Source organism: Aminobacter sp. Piv2-1 (genome assembly GCF_037625995.1).
GTDB lineage: Bacteria > Pseudomonadota > Alphaproteobacteria > Rhizobiales > Rhizobiaceae > Aminobacter.
This window is the reverse complement of sequence record NZ_JARKMU010000009.1, coordinates 1-16,034: the sequence shown is the minus strand read 5'-3', so window position 1 is coordinate 16,034 and position 16,034 is coordinate 1. Positions and strand designations below refer to the sequence as shown.

General features: G+C 66.8%; 17 protein-coding genes. 8 read left to right on the top strand and 9 right to left on the bottom strand.

Translation table 11 applies throughout. The features are described from left to right. The first annotated feature begins 173 nt into the window (after window positions 1–173). Window positions 174–965: an alpha/beta fold hydrolase gene (locus tag AmiPiv_RS16945; RefSeq protein WP_340038665.1), complete on the top strand. Its 792-nt coding sequence runs from the start codon at window positions 174–176 to the stop codon at window positions 963–965. A gap of 45 nt (window positions 966–1,010) precedes the next feature. On the opposite strand, the gene AmiPiv_RS16940 is transcribed toward AmiPiv_RS16945, so the two are convergent. From AmiPiv_RS16940 to AmiPiv_RS16925, 4 genes are all read right to left on the bottom strand, one after another. Next, window positions 1,011–2,177, bottom strand: a complete 1,167-nt coding sequence (locus AmiPiv_RS16940) for a Gfo/Idh/MocA family protein (RefSeq protein ID WP_340038664.1) — start codon at window positions 2,175–2,177, stop codon at window positions 1,011–1,013. A 96-nt stretch (window positions 2,178–2,273) separates the two neighbouring features. After that, a complete protein-coding gene (locus tag AmiPiv_RS16935) occupies window positions 2,274–3,332 on the bottom strand; it encodes a sugar phosphate isomerase/epimerase family protein (protein ID WP_340038663.1) in 1,059 nt (352 codons plus the stop codon). 90 nt (window positions 3,333–3,422) lie between these two features. Next, window positions 3,423–3,677 carry a DUF2087 domain-containing protein gene (locus tag AmiPiv_RS16930; protein WP_340038662.1) on the bottom strand — a complete coding sequence of 85 codons (255 nt, stop codon included), beginning with the start codon at window positions 3,675–3,677 and terminating at the stop codon, window positions 3,423–3,425. 3 nt (window positions 3,678–3,680) lie between these two features. Beyond that, entirely contained in the window at window positions 3,681–4,973 is a 1,293-nt protein-coding gene (locus tag AmiPiv_RS16925; protein WP_340038661.1) for an amidase, read from the bottom strand. A gap of 127 nt (window positions 4,974–5,100) precedes the next feature. On the opposite strand from AmiPiv_RS16925, the gene AmiPiv_RS16920 reads away from it, so the two are divergent. Together AmiPiv_RS16920 and AmiPiv_RS16915 are read left to right on the top strand one after the other, a co-directional pair. Then, window positions 5,101–6,204: an NADH:flavin oxidoreductase/NADH oxidase gene (locus AmiPiv_RS16920; RefSeq protein ID WP_340038660.1), complete on the top strand. Its 1,104-nt coding sequence runs from the start codon at window positions 5,101–5,103 to the stop codon at window positions 6,202–6,204. Window positions 6,205–6,297: 93 nt separating this feature from the next. Continuing rightward, window positions 6,298–7,356, top strand: coding sequence for a succinylglutamate desuccinylase/aspartoacylase domain-containing protein (locus AmiPiv_RS16915; protein WP_340038659.1), 1,059 nt, complete (start codon window positions 6,298–6,300; stop codon window positions 7,354–7,356). Window positions 7,357–7,395: 39 nt separating this feature from the next. Here AmiPiv_RS16915 and AmiPiv_RS16910 read toward each other — a convergent pair whose 3' ends face one another. Then, window positions 7,396–8,310, bottom strand: a complete 915-nt coding sequence (locus tag AmiPiv_RS16910) for a LysR family transcriptional regulator (protein ID WP_340038658.1) — start codon at window positions 8,308–8,310, stop codon at window positions 7,396–7,398. An 82-nt stretch (window positions 8,311–8,392) separates the two neighbouring features. Here AmiPiv_RS16910 and AmiPiv_RS16905 point away from each other — a divergent pair, with 82 nt between their 5' ends. Together AmiPiv_RS16905 and AmiPiv_RS16900 are read left to right on the top strand one after the other, a co-directional pair. After that, the gene (locus AmiPiv_RS16905) at window positions 8,393–9,190 is read left to right on the top strand and encodes a phytanoyl-CoA dioxygenase family protein (RefSeq protein WP_340038657.1); all 798 of its coding nucleotides are present in this window, start codon (window positions 8,393–8,395) and stop codon (window positions 9,188–9,190) included. Between the two features lie 110 nt (window positions 9,191–9,300). After that, the gene (locus AmiPiv_RS16900) at window positions 9,301–10,212 is read left to right on the top strand and encodes a 2-keto-4-pentenoate hydratase (RefSeq protein WP_340038656.1); all 912 of its coding nucleotides are present in this window, start codon (window positions 9,301–9,303) and stop codon (window positions 10,210–10,212) included. Here AmiPiv_RS16900 and AmiPiv_RS16895 read toward each other — a convergent pair. Beyond that, on the bottom strand, window positions 10,145–10,837 hold the full coding sequence (locus AmiPiv_RS16895; RefSeq protein WP_340038655.1) for a helix-turn-helix transcriptional regulator: 693 nt from the start codon (window positions 10,835–10,837) through the stop codon (window positions 10,145–10,147). The two genes, AmiPiv_RS16900 and AmiPiv_RS16895, sit on opposite strands and share 68 nt — an antisense overlap. Before the next feature lie 103 nt (window positions 10,838–10,940). Between AmiPiv_RS16895 and AmiPiv_RS16890 the strand changes: the two genes are divergently transcribed. Together AmiPiv_RS16890 and AmiPiv_RS16885 are read left to right on the top strand one after the other, a co-directional pair. After that, window positions 10,941–11,408: a hypothetical protein gene (locus AmiPiv_RS16890; protein ID WP_340038654.1), complete on the top strand. Its 468-nt coding sequence runs from the start codon at window positions 10,941–10,943 to the stop codon at window positions 11,406–11,408. Then, window positions 11,405–12,304 carry a DMT family transporter gene (locus tag AmiPiv_RS16885; protein WP_340038653.1) on the top strand — a complete coding sequence of 300 codons (900 nt, stop codon included), beginning with the start codon at window positions 11,405–11,407 and terminating at the stop codon, window positions 12,302–12,304. Before AmiPiv_RS16890 ends, AmiPiv_RS16885 begins: the two co-directional genes overlap by 4 nt. Window positions 12,305–12,357: 53 nt before the next feature. Here AmiPiv_RS16885 and AmiPiv_RS16880 read toward each other — a convergent pair whose 3' ends face one another. Continuing rightward, window positions 12,358–12,972: a LysE family translocator gene (locus AmiPiv_RS16880; RefSeq protein WP_340038652.1), complete on the bottom strand. Its 615-nt coding sequence runs from the start codon at window positions 12,970–12,972 to the stop codon at window positions 12,358–12,360. Window positions 12,973–13,121: 149 nt separating this feature from the next. After that, window positions 13,122–13,775, bottom strand: coding sequence for a response regulator transcription factor (locus AmiPiv_RS16875; RefSeq protein ID WP_340038651.1), 654 nt, complete (start codon window positions 13,773–13,775; stop codon window positions 13,122–13,124). A 110-nt stretch (window positions 13,776–13,885) separates the two neighbouring features. Between AmiPiv_RS16875 and AmiPiv_RS16870 the strand changes: the two genes are divergently transcribed. Continuing rightward, the gene (locus AmiPiv_RS16870; protein WP_340038650.1) at window positions 13,886–15,631 is read left to right on the top strand and encodes an ATP-binding protein; all 1,746 of its coding nucleotides are present in this window, start codon (window positions 13,886–13,888) and stop codon (window positions 15,629–15,631) included. A gap of 148 nt (window positions 15,632–15,779) precedes the next feature. Here the strand turns inward: AmiPiv_RS16870 and AmiPiv_RS16865 are convergent. Next, window positions 15,780–16,034 (bottom strand): SAF domain-containing protein (locus tag AmiPiv_RS16865; RefSeq protein WP_445206972.1); only part of this gene is annotated, 255 nt, incomplete at its 5' end.

Genomic DNA, 16,034 nt, shown 5'->3' with positions numbered 1-16,034 from the left:
AAGGCCGGAAAAGGCCAACGCCGGATCGACTGGATCCTGTTCTAATCCAGAGCCAAATGCGGCTGCGATGTCGGACGAGCCCCGAGAAATCGCGAAAATTCGGGAAAGCGCTTGACCCTCCATCGCCGGGAACGCGCAGCCTCACACCTACGCCAACCCGCGAGGAGACTGACATGACCGACAGACAGTTCGCCGCCGAGAGTGCCAGCATCGCCTACAGCCTCACCGGCGGCACCGGCGCTCCGGTCGGATATGCCCACGGCATCCTGCTGAGCAGGGCCGCCGTGCGGAGCCTGGGCATCTTCGATCTCGACGTCATCGCGGCCGGTCGCCCGCTGCTCACCTACGACCAGCGCGCGCACGGCCACTCGACCGGTCGGCCCAAATCCGCGGACTACCGGTTCGAACAGGTCGCGGCCGACCTGCTCGGCCTTCTCGACGAGGTCGGGATCGACCAACCCATCGACTTCGTCGGCTCCTCCTGGGGCGCTGCCGCTGCCCTTCATGCAGCCATTGCCGCGCCGTACCGCTTCCGGCGCCTGGCGCTGCTCATCCCGCCGGTTGCGTGGGAGTCCGGCCCCACTCAGCTGAGGCAATGGTATTTCGATACCGCCGACACCATCGAGGAGATCGGGCCGGCCGCATGGCGGCGCCAATGGGCCGAAATGCCGCCGCTGCCGATCTTCGCCGACTATCCGCAGGCGAAGTTCAGTCCGGACGTCGACGACGAGCTGGCGCCGGCCGTGCTGCGCGGTGTCGGGCGTTCGGACCTGCCCGACCCGGCCGCGCTGGCCGTGCTGCCGCACCCCACGCTGATTCTCGCCTGGGACACCGATCCGCTGCATCCCGTGACCACCGCCGAACGGCTGGCCGAGCTGATCCCCGACGCAACCCTTCACGTCGCCCGCAGCCTCGACGACGTGAAGAGCTGGACGCAGCGCACCGCCGCGTTCTTCGCCGAATGATCGACCGGAATGCGCGCCGCGAGGCGACGCGCGGGCCCCCTGCGCTCAGAGTTTCGTCCAGGCGGCGTTCTTCTTCGACGAGCGCACGCAGGCCTCGATGAAGGCCACGCCCTCGACGCCGTCGTGGACGGTCGGGTAGATGACGTCCTTGGCCGGCTTGCCGCCCTTGCGCGCCGCGCGGATGGCCCGCGCCGCCTCCTGGTAGATGTTGGCGAAGCCTTCGAGATAGCCTTCCGGGTGACCTGGAGGCACACGCGTCACCCGCGCTGCTGCCGCGCCAGCGCCGGCGCCGCCACGGGTGATCAGTTGCTTGGGCTGACCCAAAGGCGTGTACCAAAGATAGTTCGGGTCGGCCTGCACCCATTCGATGCCGCCCTTGGAGCCATAAACGCGCAGCTTCAGCCCGTTCTCGTGGCCCGCCGCCACCTGGCTCGCCCAGATCATGCCCTTGGCGCCGCCCTTGAAGCGAAGCATGACGTTGACATTGTCGTCGAGCAGCCGGCGCACGAAGGTATCGAGATCGGCCGACAGGCTGTCGAGCTCGAGGCCGGAGACGAAGCGGGCGAGATTGTAGGCATGGGTGCCGATGTCGCCGGTGGCGCCGCCCGCGCCCGACTGCTTGGGATCGGCGCGCCATAGTGCTTGCTTATGGCCGGAGGCGGCGAGGTCCTCGGTCAACCAGTCCTGCGGGTACTCCGCCTGGACAATCCTGAGGTCGCCGAGCAGCCCCTTCTGGACCATCTCGCGCGCCTGCCGGATCATCGGATAGCCGGTGTAGTTGTGGGTGAGCACGAAGACCTTGCCGGTTTTCTCGACCAGTGCGGCGAGCTTCTTCGCTTCAGTCAGCGTCGCCGTCATCGGCTTGTCGCAGATGACGTGGATGCCGGCCTCGAGGAAGGCCTTGGCCGCGGGAAAATGGATGTTGTTCGGCGTGACGATAGCCACCGCCTCGATGCCGTCGGGGCGCTTCGCCTCGGCCTTGGCCATCTCCGCATAGGAGGCGTAGCTGCGCTCGGGGTCGAGACCAATCTCGGCCGCAGACGCTTTAGCCCGCTCCGGATTGGACGAAAGCGCACCGGCGACGAGCTGGAAGTCACCGTCCATGCGCGCGGCTATGCGATGGACGCCGCCGATGAAGGCCCCCTGCCCGCCACCGACCATGCCGTAGCGGATCGGGCCGTTGCCTGCCTCGGATTTCGATACACCGACCATGCTGTATTCTCCGTTGATAGGTTGCTCCCCGCCCCCTATCCAGTCCTGCGTTTATCGAAGGACGGGGACCTTCTCCCCGTGACCGGGGCAAAGAGGCTATTCGAGCCCCATCATCGCCCGAAGCGTCTTGCGATCGCTCGTCCCGCCGGCAAAGTCGTCGAAGGCCTTTTCGGTGACGCGGATGATGTGGCCCTCGATGAAGGGCGCGCCCTCGGCGGCACCGTCTTCCGGATGCTTGAGGCAGCACTCCCATTCGAGCACAGCCCAGCTGTCGTATCCGTACTGCGCCAGCTTCGAGAAGATGCCGGTGAAGTCGACCTGGCCGTCGCCGAGGGAACGGAAGCGGCCGGCGCGATTGAGCCAGCCCTGGTAGCCGGAATAGACGCCCTGGCGTCCGGTCGGATTGAACTCGGCGTCCTTGACGTGAAACGCCTTGATGCGTTCGTGGTAGATGTCGATGAAGGCGAGATAGTCGAGCTGCTGCAAAAGGAAATGCGACGGGTCGTAGTTGATGTTGCAGCGCTTGTGACCGCCGACCGCGTCGAGCAACATCTCGAAGGTTACGCCGTCGAAGGCGTCCTCGCCCGGATGCAGCTCGAAGCAGAGGTCGACGCCGGCATCGTCATAGGCGTCGAGGATAGGCCGCCAGCGCTTGCCGAGTTCGGTGAAGGCCTCCTCGATCAGGCCCGCCGGCCGCTGCGGCCAGGGGTAGAGATAGGGGAATGCGAGCGACCCGGTGAAGGACACGCAGGCCTTGAGGCCGAGGTTCTGCGAGGCTTTTGCGCCAAGCCTCATCTGCTCGACCGCCCATTGCTGCCGCTCCTTCGGCTTGCCGTGCACGGAAACGGGCGCAAACGCGTCGAACTGGGCATCATAGGCCGGGTGCACGGCGACAAGCTGGCCCTGCAGATGGGTGGAGAGCTCGGTGATCTCGACACCAGCTTCCGCACAGATGCCCTTGATCTCGTCGCAATAGGTCTTCGAGGTCGCCGCCTTCTGGAGGTCGAAAAGCCTGGCATCGGGCGTCGGGATCTGCACGCCCTTGTAGCCGAGGCTGCCGGCCCAGGATGTAATCGATTTCAGCGTATTGAACGGCGCCGCGTCGCCCGCGAACTGGGCGAGGAAGATCGCTGGACCCTTCATTGTCGACGGCATCTCACTTGCTCCCGATTCCGGTCCTGCGACGTCCTGGGCCAGATGACCACTATTTGAGCCAGCTCCGCAAGAGGCCAGCGAACGACCATTTCAACGGGCATCGACGCGCCGGTAGACGCCGCCTCTGAGGTCGCGCGAGAAGCGGCCGCTCTCGAACAATTCGCGCCTGAGCAGCGCCCAGTCGCCGAAGCTGTGATGGCGCTTGAGCATGTCGTTGACCTCGCGCTCGGCATAGTCGCGGCCGGCCTCGAACTTCGCGGCGAGGAAATCGAGCACCAGAACCTTGTCCGCCGCCTTGGCCGGCCAGCGGGCGACGACGCCGTCTTCGGTGATCAGGGCGCTCATCGGCTAACTCTTCAGCATCGCCTCGACCGCGAGCCCGGCCGCAAGCAGGCGACGGTCGTGGCCGTGGCGGCCGACGAGCATGAGGCCGGCCGGCAGCGCCGAGCCCGGCATGGGCAGCGACAGGGCGCAGAGGTCGAACTGGTTGGCGACCTGGGTGTTGCGCAGCAACAGCCCCTCGATGCGGTTGCCGTGCATCCCGTCGGCCAGCATCTCGGCGATCGGCTGGGCGACGATCGGCGTCGCCGGCAGCACGATCAGATCGACGGCGGACAGCCGCTCGTCCATCGCCGCAGTAAGCTCGGCTCGGCGCCGCATGGTGCGGATGTAGGTGACGGCCGGAACCTGCATGGCGCGGCCGAGCGAGCCGCTGACATGGTGGTCGACCGCGACCCTGGCACCGGCGGACAGCCAATCGGCGTGGATCTCGGCACCCTCGATTGCCGCGATCGAGGCCGCGCGGGTGGCGTCGCGCATGCCGGCGAGCAGATCGTCGAGCACCAGATCGCCGATCCGCGCGCCGGCGGCTGCGAGCCGCCCCAACGCATCGCCGAAGGCGGTGGTGACGACGCCGTCGCAATGCTCCAGAAGCCGCCCGCGCGGCACGCCGATACGCAGGCCGGCAAGCGAAAGCGGCGCGAGGCCGGCGGGCTCCTTGCCGGCCATGACGGCGTCGGCGGCAATGCAGGCACTGACCGTCCTTGCCAGCGGCCCGAGCGAATCGAGCGACGGCGACAGCGGGAAGGCTCCGTCGAGCGGCACGCGCCGCGCCGTCGGCTTGAAGCCGACGACACCGTTGAGCGCCGCCGGCACGCGCACCGAGCCGCCGGTGTCCGAACCGATAGCGATGTCGGAGGTGCCCTCGGCGGCCGACACGCCGGCGCCGGACGACGAGCCGCCCGGGATGAGCGTGGGATCGGCGGCGTTGCCGGGCGTGCCGTAATGCGGGTTGATGCCGAGCGCGGTGAAGGCGAATTCGGTCATCGCCGTCTTGCCTAGGATGACGGTGCCGGCGCGGCGCAGGCGCTTCACCACCAGCGCGTCGTCTTGCGCGGGCGCTGCCTCGCGGCGCATCAGCGAACCCGCCAGCGTCGGCTCACCTCTGACGTCGAGCAGGTCCTTGATCGAGACGATGACGCCGTCGAGCGGGCCGAGCGAAAGCCCTGCCCTGACCCGCGCGTCTGCAGCATCGGCGGCGGCTCGGGCGGCTTCCGCGTAGAGCTTCATGAACACGCGCTCTTCGCCGGCGCGCGCGGCGAGCCGCTCAAGGATGGCTTCGAGCCGGTCTCTGGTCTTCATGGATGCATCCGATTCGGAGCGATACGCAGTCGTCGAGGCTCCGAATAGCACGCGCTGGCCCCATGCAACACGGTTGTCGGCGGCAGCAAAGGTCCTACATTCGCGGCACCCACCGCTCGGAGCCGCCATGACCACCCATCTGTTCTCGCCGATCAGCCTCGGCAAGCTCGAATTCCCCAACCGCATCGCCGTCGCCCCCATGTGCCAGTATTCGGCCGACGACGGCTCGGCATCGGACTGGCACCTGCAGCATTGGATGAACCTCGCCATGTCGGGCGCCGGCATGATCACCATCGAGATGACCGACGTCGAGCGGCGCGGCCGCATCAGCCACGGCTGCATGGGGCTCTATTCGGATGCCAACGAGGCGGCGGCGAAACGGACGCTGGAAGCCGCCAGGCGTGTCGCGACACCGGGCGCCAAGTTCGGCGTGCAGCTGGCCCATGCCGGCCGCAAGGCCGCGAACCGCAGGCCGTGGGAAGGCGGCGGCCCGCTGGCGCCAAACGAGGATGCGTGGCCGGTGGTGTCGGCCTCGGCACTCGCCTATGCCGACGGCTGGCAGGTGCCGCATGCGCTGACAGAGGACGAGATCGAGCAGACCATCGGCCATTTCGTCGAGGCCGCCAAGCGGGCCGAGCGCGCCGGCTTCGACTTCATCGAGCTGCATTCGGCGCATGGCTATTTGCTGCACCAGTTCCTGTCGCCGCTCTCCAACCGTCGCACCGACCGATGGGGCGGATCGCTCGAAAACCGTATGCGCTTTGCCATCGAGGTCGCCCGCCGGGTCGTCGAGGCCGTGCCCGGGCTCATGGTCGGCGCGCGCATGTCGCTGACCGACTGGGTCGACGGCGGCTTCACGGTCGAGGAAGGCATCGAGGTGGCCAGGGCCTACGCGGAGGCGGGCATCGCCTATATCTGCTGTTCCAGCGGCGGCAACTCACCCCACCAGAGCCTGCGTACCGGCCCCGGCTACCAAGTGCATCTGGCGGAAGCGGTGAAGCGGGCAACCGGCATTCCGGTGCGCGCGGTCGGTATGATCGACCAGCCGCGCCAGGCGGACGCGATCGTCCGCGACGGCCAGGCCGACATGGTGGCGCTCGGCCGCGCGCTGCTCGCCGACCCGCGCTGGCCCTGGCGGGCGGCGGCCACGCTCGGGCACGAGTTCCATGCCGCACCCCAGCTGGCGCGCTCCGTACAACTGATGAAGCAGTGGGGTGCAGCGGCGGCGTAAGCCGCCTGGAGCGGCGGACGGTTGCGGCTGGATCAGGACGGCGCAACCGCGGTCTGCTCTACCGCTCAGGCAAAGAATCGAGGGGTCAAAAAGTTGGAAAAAAGCGTCGAGACGATCAGGGGCGACCGCGACGGCATCGCCTATGAATTTGCGGTGCTGCGCCTGAAGGGCTCGGCGGCAGACGCGCCCTCGGCCTATATCCAGGCCGCGCTCCATGGCGACGAGCTGCCCGGCGTGGTCGCCATCGACGCACTGATGCCGCGCCTGCGCAAGGCGGAGGCGGAGGGCCGCATTCGCGGCAACCTCACCGTCGTGCCGCGCGCCAACCCGATCGGCGGCACCCAGCAGCTCTTCCACGGTACGCAGGGCCGTTTCGACCTCGGCACGCGCATCAACTACAACCGCGACTTCCCCCTGCTCGACCGGCCCGATGTGTCGCTGCTGCCGGGCGACGAGGTGGCGAGGACCGCCGACAAGCGGCTCAAGGCGCGGCTCCTGAAGCTTTCCGTCGGCCACGAGATCGTGCTCGACCTGCACTGCGACGACGAGGGCGTCGCCTATCTCTACGTGCCCGAGGAGCTGTGGCCGGCGATGGCCGATTGTGCCGCGGCCATGGGCGTCGACGCCGTGATCCTGTGGGGCGGCCAGTCGGGCGCCTCCTTCGACGAGGCTTCGCTGCATCCCTGGCTGAAGCTGCCGCGCAAGGAAGCCCGCCTCGAAAGCCGCGTCATCTCCACGGTGGAATATCGCGGCACGTCCGATGTCTATTCGGGCATCGCCGAGCACGACGCCGACGGCATCTACCGCCTGCTGGTGGCGCGCGGCGTCATTGCCGACCAATCGGTCGAGGCGCCGAAGCCGTTCGCCGGCGTGGTTGCGCCCATCGACCATATCGAAATGATGTCCGCGCCCTGCTCAGGCGCCATCCTCTACGACGTGAAGCCGGGCGACCGGGTCAAGGCCGGCGCGCGGCTGGCGACGATCGTGCGCGCGCCCGGCGAGGACGGCGGCCGCGTCGAGGTGTTCGCGCCGCAGGACGGCTACATCCTCACCCGCCGCTCGCACCGCTTCACCGGCGCCGGCGACGACCTCGTCAAGCTGGTCGGCAATGCAGCGAGCAAGGACGCGCGCTCCGGCGCGCTGGAGGCGTAACGGGTCGGCAACGGCGCGCTGGGAGTTGGTTTCGGCCGGTCATCCGGCTGATTGTCCGGCCGGCCCTTGCACGGCGGTGGCCAGGACGGCGGCGCGGATCTCGGCCAAGGGCGCCGGCTGGTCGCCGCAATGGACCAGGACGATGGGCTCCTTGGCCTCGGCGTCGGCAATCGGCACCCGCGCGAGCGGCCTGCCGTCATAGCTCACCGCACCTGCCGGGTTGGTGTAGCTGATGCCCACGCCCTCGCCATTCGCCGCCAGGCTGCGCATCACCTCGACCGAGGCTGCCCGGTGCGCCACGAGCGGCGTCAGCCCCCGCGACCGGAACAGCCCGAGCATGTGGCGGATCGACAGGCCCTGATCGGAAAGGATCAGCGGCCGGCCGGCGAGTTCGGCGAGGCCGATCTCGTCGCGCCCGGCCAGCGGGTCGTCCGGCGCAAGCCACGCCTGCGGCGTCACCAGGGCATAGAGCTCGCGCCGGAAACTGGCGTCGAGCCCGAGATCATAGGTCAGCGCAAGGTCGATCTGGCCCGCCGGCACGGCTTCGGCAAGGGTCTCGAAACTCGCCACCCGCGTCCTGATCTCGACATCGGGGAAGGCTTCGCGCAGCCGCCGCAGCAGCGGCGCTAGATAGGTCGGCGCCAGGTCCTCGAAGATGCCCAGCGTGATCCGCGCCAGCCGCCGACGCCCCAGCGCCCCGGGGTCCTCCATCCGGGCCGCATCGGCCAGCAGCGCCTCGGCATCCGCCAGGAAAAGCCGCCCGAAGCCGGTGAGCATCACCGGCACGCCCTTGCGGCGCAGGAAGAGTTTGCGCCCCAGATGCGTCTCGACCTGGGTCACGGCCACCGACAGCGCCGGCTGCGAGACGTTCACCTGCTGCGCGGCAACGGTCAGGCTGCCCGCATGGGCCACCGCCACCACATATTCGAGCTGCCTGAGCGAAATATATAACACCTGATTATATTTATCTTATCCATATATTATTGGAAGTTAAAATCGATCGGCAGCATGATCGGGGCGCTTTGAGGAGACAGCCATGCCCCACCCGCTCATCACCCAGGACCATATCGACAGCTACCGGCGCGACGGTGTCGTGCTCATCAAGGGCCTCTTCCGCGACCATGTGGAGGCGCTGCGGAAGGGCGTCGAGACCAACATGGCCGAACCCGGCGAATACGCCGCCGAGAACCTGAAGGCGGGCGAAGGCGGCCGCTTCTTCGACGACTACTGCAACTGGCAGCGCATCCCGGAATTCGAGACGGTGATCCGCACGTCGCCCGCCGCCGAGGTCGCCGCCGACCTGATGCAGTCGAACGCCGTGCAGCTCTTCCACGATCATGTGCTAGTCAAGGAACCGGGAACGTCGAAGCCCACCCCTTGGCACCAGGACTCGCCCTATTACTTCGTCGAAGGCCGGCAGACGGTCAGCTTCTGGTCGCCGCTCGACCCGGTGCGGGAAGCCTCGCTGCGCTGCGTCGCCGGCTCGCATCTGTGGGAGAAGCCGGTGCTACCGACGCGCTGGCTGTCGGAGCAGAATTTCTATCCCGACGCCGATGCCTACATGCCGGTGCCCGACCCGGATGCCGAAGGGATGAAGATCGTGGAATGGGAGATGGAGCCGGGCGATGCCGTGGCCTTCGACTACAAGACGCTCCACGGCGCCCGCGGCAACGAGAGCAAGTCGCGCCGCCGCGCCTTCTCGCTGCGGCTGATGGGCGACGACGCGCATTACGTCGAACGCCCCGGGCGCACCTCGCCGCCCTTCCCGGGTCACGGCATGCGGCCGGGCGAGAAGCTGCGCGAAGACTGGTTCCCGGTGATCTTCCGGCGCTGAGATACGCGAAACGGGACGGCGTCGCGAAGGCATTATCCTCCGCGGATTTTAATGTTTTCGCCGCGCCTCCCATCTCGATTTTTTATGCGTTGCCGATGTAGCCTCGCCGCATGGACGACATGCTGGACAGGCTCGGGGAGCAGTTGGCGCAAAATCGCAAGGCCGGCGTGGTCACCGGGCTGGCGCTATCGGCCATTGCCGACGAGGCGGAGGCAATCGCCGTGCAGCAAACGGCCCTTGACGCCTATGACAGCGATTTCAAGGGCTATGCACTCGTCGGCACCACTGATGTCACACGCCGGACCTTGGGGCTGCGGGAGCCGATATATGCCCCCATTCCCCGAAAGGCCTTTCACGAGGAGCTGGCAGCCTACACCCTGCCGGCCGGGATGATCGGCGCGCAATGCGAGCTGGCGCTGACGCTCGGCCGCACCTTCCCCGCGCCCGGGGAAGCGATCGGCATGGAGGCCGCGGCGGATGCGGTGGTTGCCTGCCAGCCTGCGATCGGTCTTCTGGGTCGCCGCACCAAGCCGGCGGGCGATGCGCACCTGACGGCCATCGCGGATTTCGGCCTGCACGTGGCCACCATTTGCGGCGCCTCGACCAGACACCTCGATCCGCTGGCGACGGCCACGCTCTCGGTGCGGGCGACGATCGACGGAAACGCCGTGGCGAAGGCCGACCCAGCGGCATCCGACGAACACCCGTTGTTGGCCCTCGCCTGGCTCGCGCGGCAATTGCGCATGCGGCGCGCCGCGCTGAGTGCCGGCGACATCGTGACGCTCGGCTCGTTCACTCCGATGCTGCAGGTGCTGCCCGGCCAGGGGTTGACCGTGGCTTTTGCCGGCTTCGGCACGGTCTCCTGCGAGTTCCGACAAGCCCCGGCCACTGGGATGCTACTGTCCCGCAGCTGGCTTGACCGCCCGGTTTGCCGGTCATCGGCATGCTGCACGGTCAAGAGGCCGAGAACAGTTGATGCCGCGCCTGCCATTCGGCACGGAGGCGTTCGCCCTCGCCTTTGAAAAGGCTTTCGGTCGCGACGCAGGCGCTCATCCGGTCGATACGGAAATGCCGAAAATCCTGCCGCAGCTCGCACCAGGCGGCGAGCAGGACATTGTCCACGTAGTAGACCAGCGCGATCGGGAGGATGGCGCGCTCGCTAGAGCGGGCTTCCGCGTCCCGATAGTGCAGGTGAAGCTTGCGTTCGTCCCTGATCGCCTCGCGTATGACGCGATACTCCACCGAAGCGGGAGGAATGGCGTTCCAATGCGAGACGTGAAGGGGCGATCGCTCGATGCGGCTGCCTACGGCGTCGGGAAGGATGTCGGCGATCTTGCTGCCGACGCGGGACGCCGCCGCCAGAAGCTCGGCATCGCCGGTACGCCCGATGAGTGACAGGCCGACGACGATGGCCTCCACCTCGTCAGCCGTGAACATCATGGGTGGCAGGTCGAAGCCCGACTGCATGACGTAGCCGACGCCGGCCTCGCCATCGATGGGAACCCGCATTGCCTGCAACGCCACGATGTCGCGATAGATGGTCCTCTGGCTGACCTCCAGGGTTTCAGCGATGGCGCCCGCCGAGACCGGCCCCGCTGCCCGCCTCAGCATCTGGATGATCTCGAACAGCCGGCTCGATCGTCCCATCGCGGTTCGTCCTGCACATGATCGACTTTTAGCATGAGCATGCTGACACGAGGTGTCAGCATGGCGCAGCTAGGCTGGCGATCAATCAGTTGCGAGGGCATCTATGGTCGACCAGGCATTTGAAACGAAGTCGGTAAGGATGGAGCGGATGTGCCTGCTTACGTTTCAGGCGCCGTCCGAGGACGTGGACCGCATCATGGCCGAGGTGGTGAAGATCGCACCGCTGACCATGGGGAACTACGACAGCAACGCGTGGCAGTCCGGACCGGGCATCGAGCGATACCGGCCGCTTGAAGGCGCAGCCGCCGGGCCGGAGGCGGAGCTTCGCAAGCGGCCCGGCACGGTGGAGGTATCGTTCGAACTCCCCGACGAGCAGCGACTCATCGAAAGAGTGATCGAGACGATATTCGGGTCGCACAGCTATCAGGAGCCGGTGATCAGGCTCCAGACCATAGTCACCGCGCGGTCCAGGGGTCTCGACGACAGCACCAACCCCAATCGCTGGTGGAATACGACCGGCGACTGGAAGAACAAGCCCGCCTCGCCCGGTACGGATCGAGGCCAGCCATGAATGCCACGGAATACAGGCTTGGCCTCGCCCTCGTCACCGCGTCGGCGATTGCCTGGAGCACGGCAGGATTCTTCACCCGCCTCGTTCCGCTGGATAGCTGGACGATGCTCGCCTGGCGTGGCATCTTCGGCGCCATCGGCATCGCCGTGGTGATCCTTGCCATGGAACGCAGGAATGCCTGGCGCGTCGTGCGCTCCATGGCCTGGCCCGGCTGGCTGTACGCCATCGTCTCGGCGGTCGGCATGGTGCTGTTCATCACCTCGCTCAGGCACACGACGGTTGCTCATGTCGCTGTGATCTATGCGACGGTGCCGTTCATCGCCGCAGCACTCGGCTGGCTGGCGATGCGGGAAAGGCCGTCGAGAAATGCCATGATCGCCAGCCTGGCCGCGCTCGCAGGCGTTGCCCTGATGGTCGGCCTGGGCGCCGAGGGCGGCCTGCTCGGAGATCTGCTGGCCCTTGGAATGACCTTCTGCATGGCTGCGATGATGGTCATTGCGCGACGGTTCCACGACATTCCCACCATGCCGGCCGCCTGCCTCTCCGCGCTGCTGAGCGGATTGGTCTGCTGGCCCTTTGGCGAGCCGCTCGCCGTCTCCGGGTACGACCTGTCCGTCCTGGCCATGTTCGGTCTGGTGAACTCGGCGGTCGGCCTTGCCCTGTTCACGCTTGGCGCGCGGCTGCTGCCGGCGATCGAAACAGCCCTGATCGGCTCGCTCGATGCGCCACTGGCTCCGCTCTGGGTCTGGCTCGCCTTTGGAGAGACGCCGGGCGTCAGCACGGTCGCCGGAGGGCTTATCGTGTTCGCCGCCGTTGCCATCCACACACTGGTCGAGGCGCGAAAGCGGCAGGCCGGCGCTTCACCTCCGGACGAAGAACCAAGTTTGGTTTCCTGAAGCCGGCGATAACAGCGTTTTGACCCTACGCCGGCCCATCGGCTGCCGGCATGTCACTGGTAGAAACCGACGAGCGCCACGCCAAGTCCGATCAGGATGGAGCCGCAGGCCTTGGGGATCACCCATTCCGCCCTGCCGGCCTTCAACCGGCCATGGGCGAAGGAGGCGATGCCCACGGCAGCCACGTCGGCCGTCGAGAAAACGAGATTGACGATCATGCCGAGGACCATGAACTGGAGCCAGAGCGGCATCGACGCCGACGGGTCGACGAATTGCGGCAGGAAGGTCAGGAAGAACAGCGCCGTCTTCGGATTGAGAACTTCCACCACGATGCTGTCGCGCAGGGTGTTCGAGGCCGGGCTGCCCTTCTCGGATGCCTTGTTCCAGCCCAGCAACATGGTGAGCCCGAGCCAGACCAGATAGCCCGCTCCGGCCAGCTTGATTGCCGCATAGACCGTCGGCGCCTGGACGATCAGCGACGCCAGGCCGATGGCAGCCGCAACGATATGGGCATAGCAGCCGATGTGGATGCCCAGGGCCGCCCTCAATCCCGCCCGCCGGCCATAAGTCAGGGTTTGAGCGGTCATGTAGAGTATCGCTGGCCCCGGCATGACAGCGAAAGCAAGCGTTGCGATGGCGAACGGAACCAACAGGACCAGCGACAGCATGACGGCTCCTCCCCGTACGACCAAGCCGCTGGGAGGAATAGGCGTGGCGCCTATGTGAAAACATACGGCAGATGCCGTATTTAGGTCGCGCGCGCTTTCGCCCGCGCATCGGATGGTTAAGGCAATGTTATCGGCGCAGGGCGATCGGGTCAGCCTGCCGGCAGCCCAAGGCGTACCGCGTAGCCGGTCAGTTCGGCAACGCTGTGGAGATCGAGCTTGCGCATCAGGTTTTCCCGGTGCTTGCGGACGGTCAGGGGGCTGATGCCCAGCCGTTCGGCGACCTCGCGCGCGGTCATGCCGTGCGCGACCAGCGCCAGGATTTGCCGCTCGCGCCGCGTCAGCGGGATCGGCGAGAGCACCTCCTGCATGGGAACAGCCTGCCGGGACGGTTCGCTGACGGCGAAGCGCACGGTTCGCGCCAGATAGGTGCCGCCCTTCTTCACCGCCTCGATGGCCGCGCCGAGCTCCTCGGGGTCGCCGTCCTTGGTGAGATAGGCACTCGCCCCCGCCTCGAGCGCAGCGCGCACCGTCCTCGGCTCGACATTCGCGGTCAGGACCAGGACCTTCGTTCGAGGCGCAAGCTCCCTTATATCAGCGATGAACTGGATTCCGGGAATGCCCGGCATGCCGAGGTCGAGGATCAGAAGGTCGGCGCGCGTGCCCCGCACCTGCCGCAACAGGGCCTCGCCATCCGCGGCCTCGGCAACGACCGTGACGTTGTCCATCGCCGAGATCAGCAGCTTGAGCCCTTCACGGACAATGGCGTGGTCGTCGGCGACAATGGCGGTGAGCAAGTGATTCATCCGGTCGCCATCCAAAAACAAGAAAGATAATGTTCAGTCGCCAACTTATGGGAAACAAGTTGCCGATAGATCATCCGTCCTAGCATCTATGCGGCAACTGGGGGAATACCATGCGGGAAGACAAGATACGCCAGGCTCTCATCGAGCTTCTGTATCGCAATTCCTACGGCGTGGTCATCTCCAACATCGTCATTTCGCTCGCGGCCGTGTATGTCCTCAGCAGCGCCGTTTCCGTGACCTGGCTCACGGCGTGGCTTACCGCGCTCTATCTGCTGACCGCGATCCGCGTCCTGGCGTCCCGCCGCTTTTTCAGCCGCAAGCGGGATTCCGGATCGATGCTGCGCTGGGCATGGCTGGCGGCGGGCTTCTCGTGGGTTTCGGGCCTGCTGTGGGGCGGGCTCGGCTGGGCAGGCTTCCTTCCCGAGGCGCCCATCGTGCTTTCCTTCACCGTCATCGTGCTGACCGGCCTCGTCTGCGGCACCGTGCCGTCGCTCTCGGCGTTCCCCCCGGCCCTCATCGGCTCGATCCTCGCCACGGCCCTACCGGTCGCCGTCCGCACCATCACCACCGAAAGCGACATCTCCGGCGCCTTCCTGTTCCTGCTGGCGTCACTCGTGGCCATCAACTTCTACTATTGCCGCATCACCTATCGCATGTTGCGCGAAACCATCAACCTGCGGCTGGAGAACGAGGATCTGGTCCTGAACCTGCAGGAGCAGCGCGACCGGGCACAATCGGCGGACCGCGCCAAGACCCGCTTTCTCGCCGCCGCCAGCCACGACCTGCGCCAGCCGATCCACGCCTTGAGCCTGCTGGTCTCGACGCTGGCCGTGCTGGGACAGCGCGGCGACGTGCCTTCGGCCGATGCCCGCAGCCTGGCAGGCCGGGCAAAATCCGTCGTCGGCAACCTCGGCGGGCTGCTGAACGGGCTGCTCGACATCTCCAAGCTCGACGCGGGCATCGTCACTGTGACCCCGGAAACAGTGGCGCTGCGCGAACTGTTCCGCGATCTTCACGGCGAGTTTGCCGAAGAGGCCAGGCAGCGCGGCCTGGAATGGCGCGTGGTCGACAGCAGCCTTAGGGTCGAGAGCGACCCGATGATGCTCAGGCGCATCCTCAACAACCTGTTGTCGAATGCGTTTCGCTACACCACGCAAGGCCGTATCCTGCTCGGCTGCCGCAGGCGTGGCGACATGGTGGAGATCCAGGTCCTGGACACAGGCCCGGGAATTCCGCGAGACCAGCAGACGATGGTCTTCGAGGAATTCGTGCAGCTGCAGAACCCGGCGCGGGACAGGACGCAAGGGCTGGGCCTGGGGCTGGCCATCGTGCGGCGCACGGCGGGCCTGCTGAAGCATCCGCTCAGGCTTGTCTCGAAGCCCGGCCGCGGCTCCCTGTTCTCGGTCACGGTTCCCAGCATCCGCGCAGCGCCATCGCCCAGGCCGGTCGAGCAAGTCGCCCATGTCGGCGTCTCGGTCGGCATCATGGTCATCGAGGACGAAAGAGACGTGCTCGACGCGATGGTGCAACTGCTCACTCTTGAAGGGCACCGCGTCTATGCCGGCCGCTCCACCGCCGAGGCGCAGAGCGCCCACGCGCAGGCTTCGAAAGCCGGAAATGCACCCGTCGACCTGATCGTCGCCGACTACCGCCTCGCCGACGGCGCCACCGGTTTCGAGGCGATCCAGGCCCTCAATGCCTATGTCGGCCGCCCCGTGCCGGCCATCATCATCACCGGCGACACCTCGCCGGAACGGCTGAAGGAAGTGAACGCGAGCGGCGCCCGCATCCTCCACAAGCCGATCGGCGGAGAGGATTTGCGGGAGGCCATCCTTGCAGCTTGCCGACAGGCCTAGAGCAACTCCAGGAAACCTGCGCAGCGGTTTTCCGTCCGGAATTGCGCAAGAACAAAGAGCATAGGGCGTTTCCGCGATTCGAAGAAAAGCGGAAGTGCTTTAGAGGCCGAGCCGCGCCGCACGTCCGTCTCGACGCGCGGCGTATGGGCTATTCGCCATAGACCAGCCTGTCCTGTCGTGCCCTGAGCTCGGCGATCTTCGAGCCGGGCGCGACGGCGGCGTTGGCGGTGGTGATGAGCTCGCCCTTCCTGATCGGGGCGGTGACGGTGCCGCCCTGCAGGAGGCCGCAAGGGATCGCTTTGGCGGCACGTGCTTCTGCCGCCGTCATGATCCAGGCGCGGTAGCTGTATTCGCCGATGGCGTCGAGCCTGTCGCCGGGCTTGAGGTCCTTCTTGGCCACGGC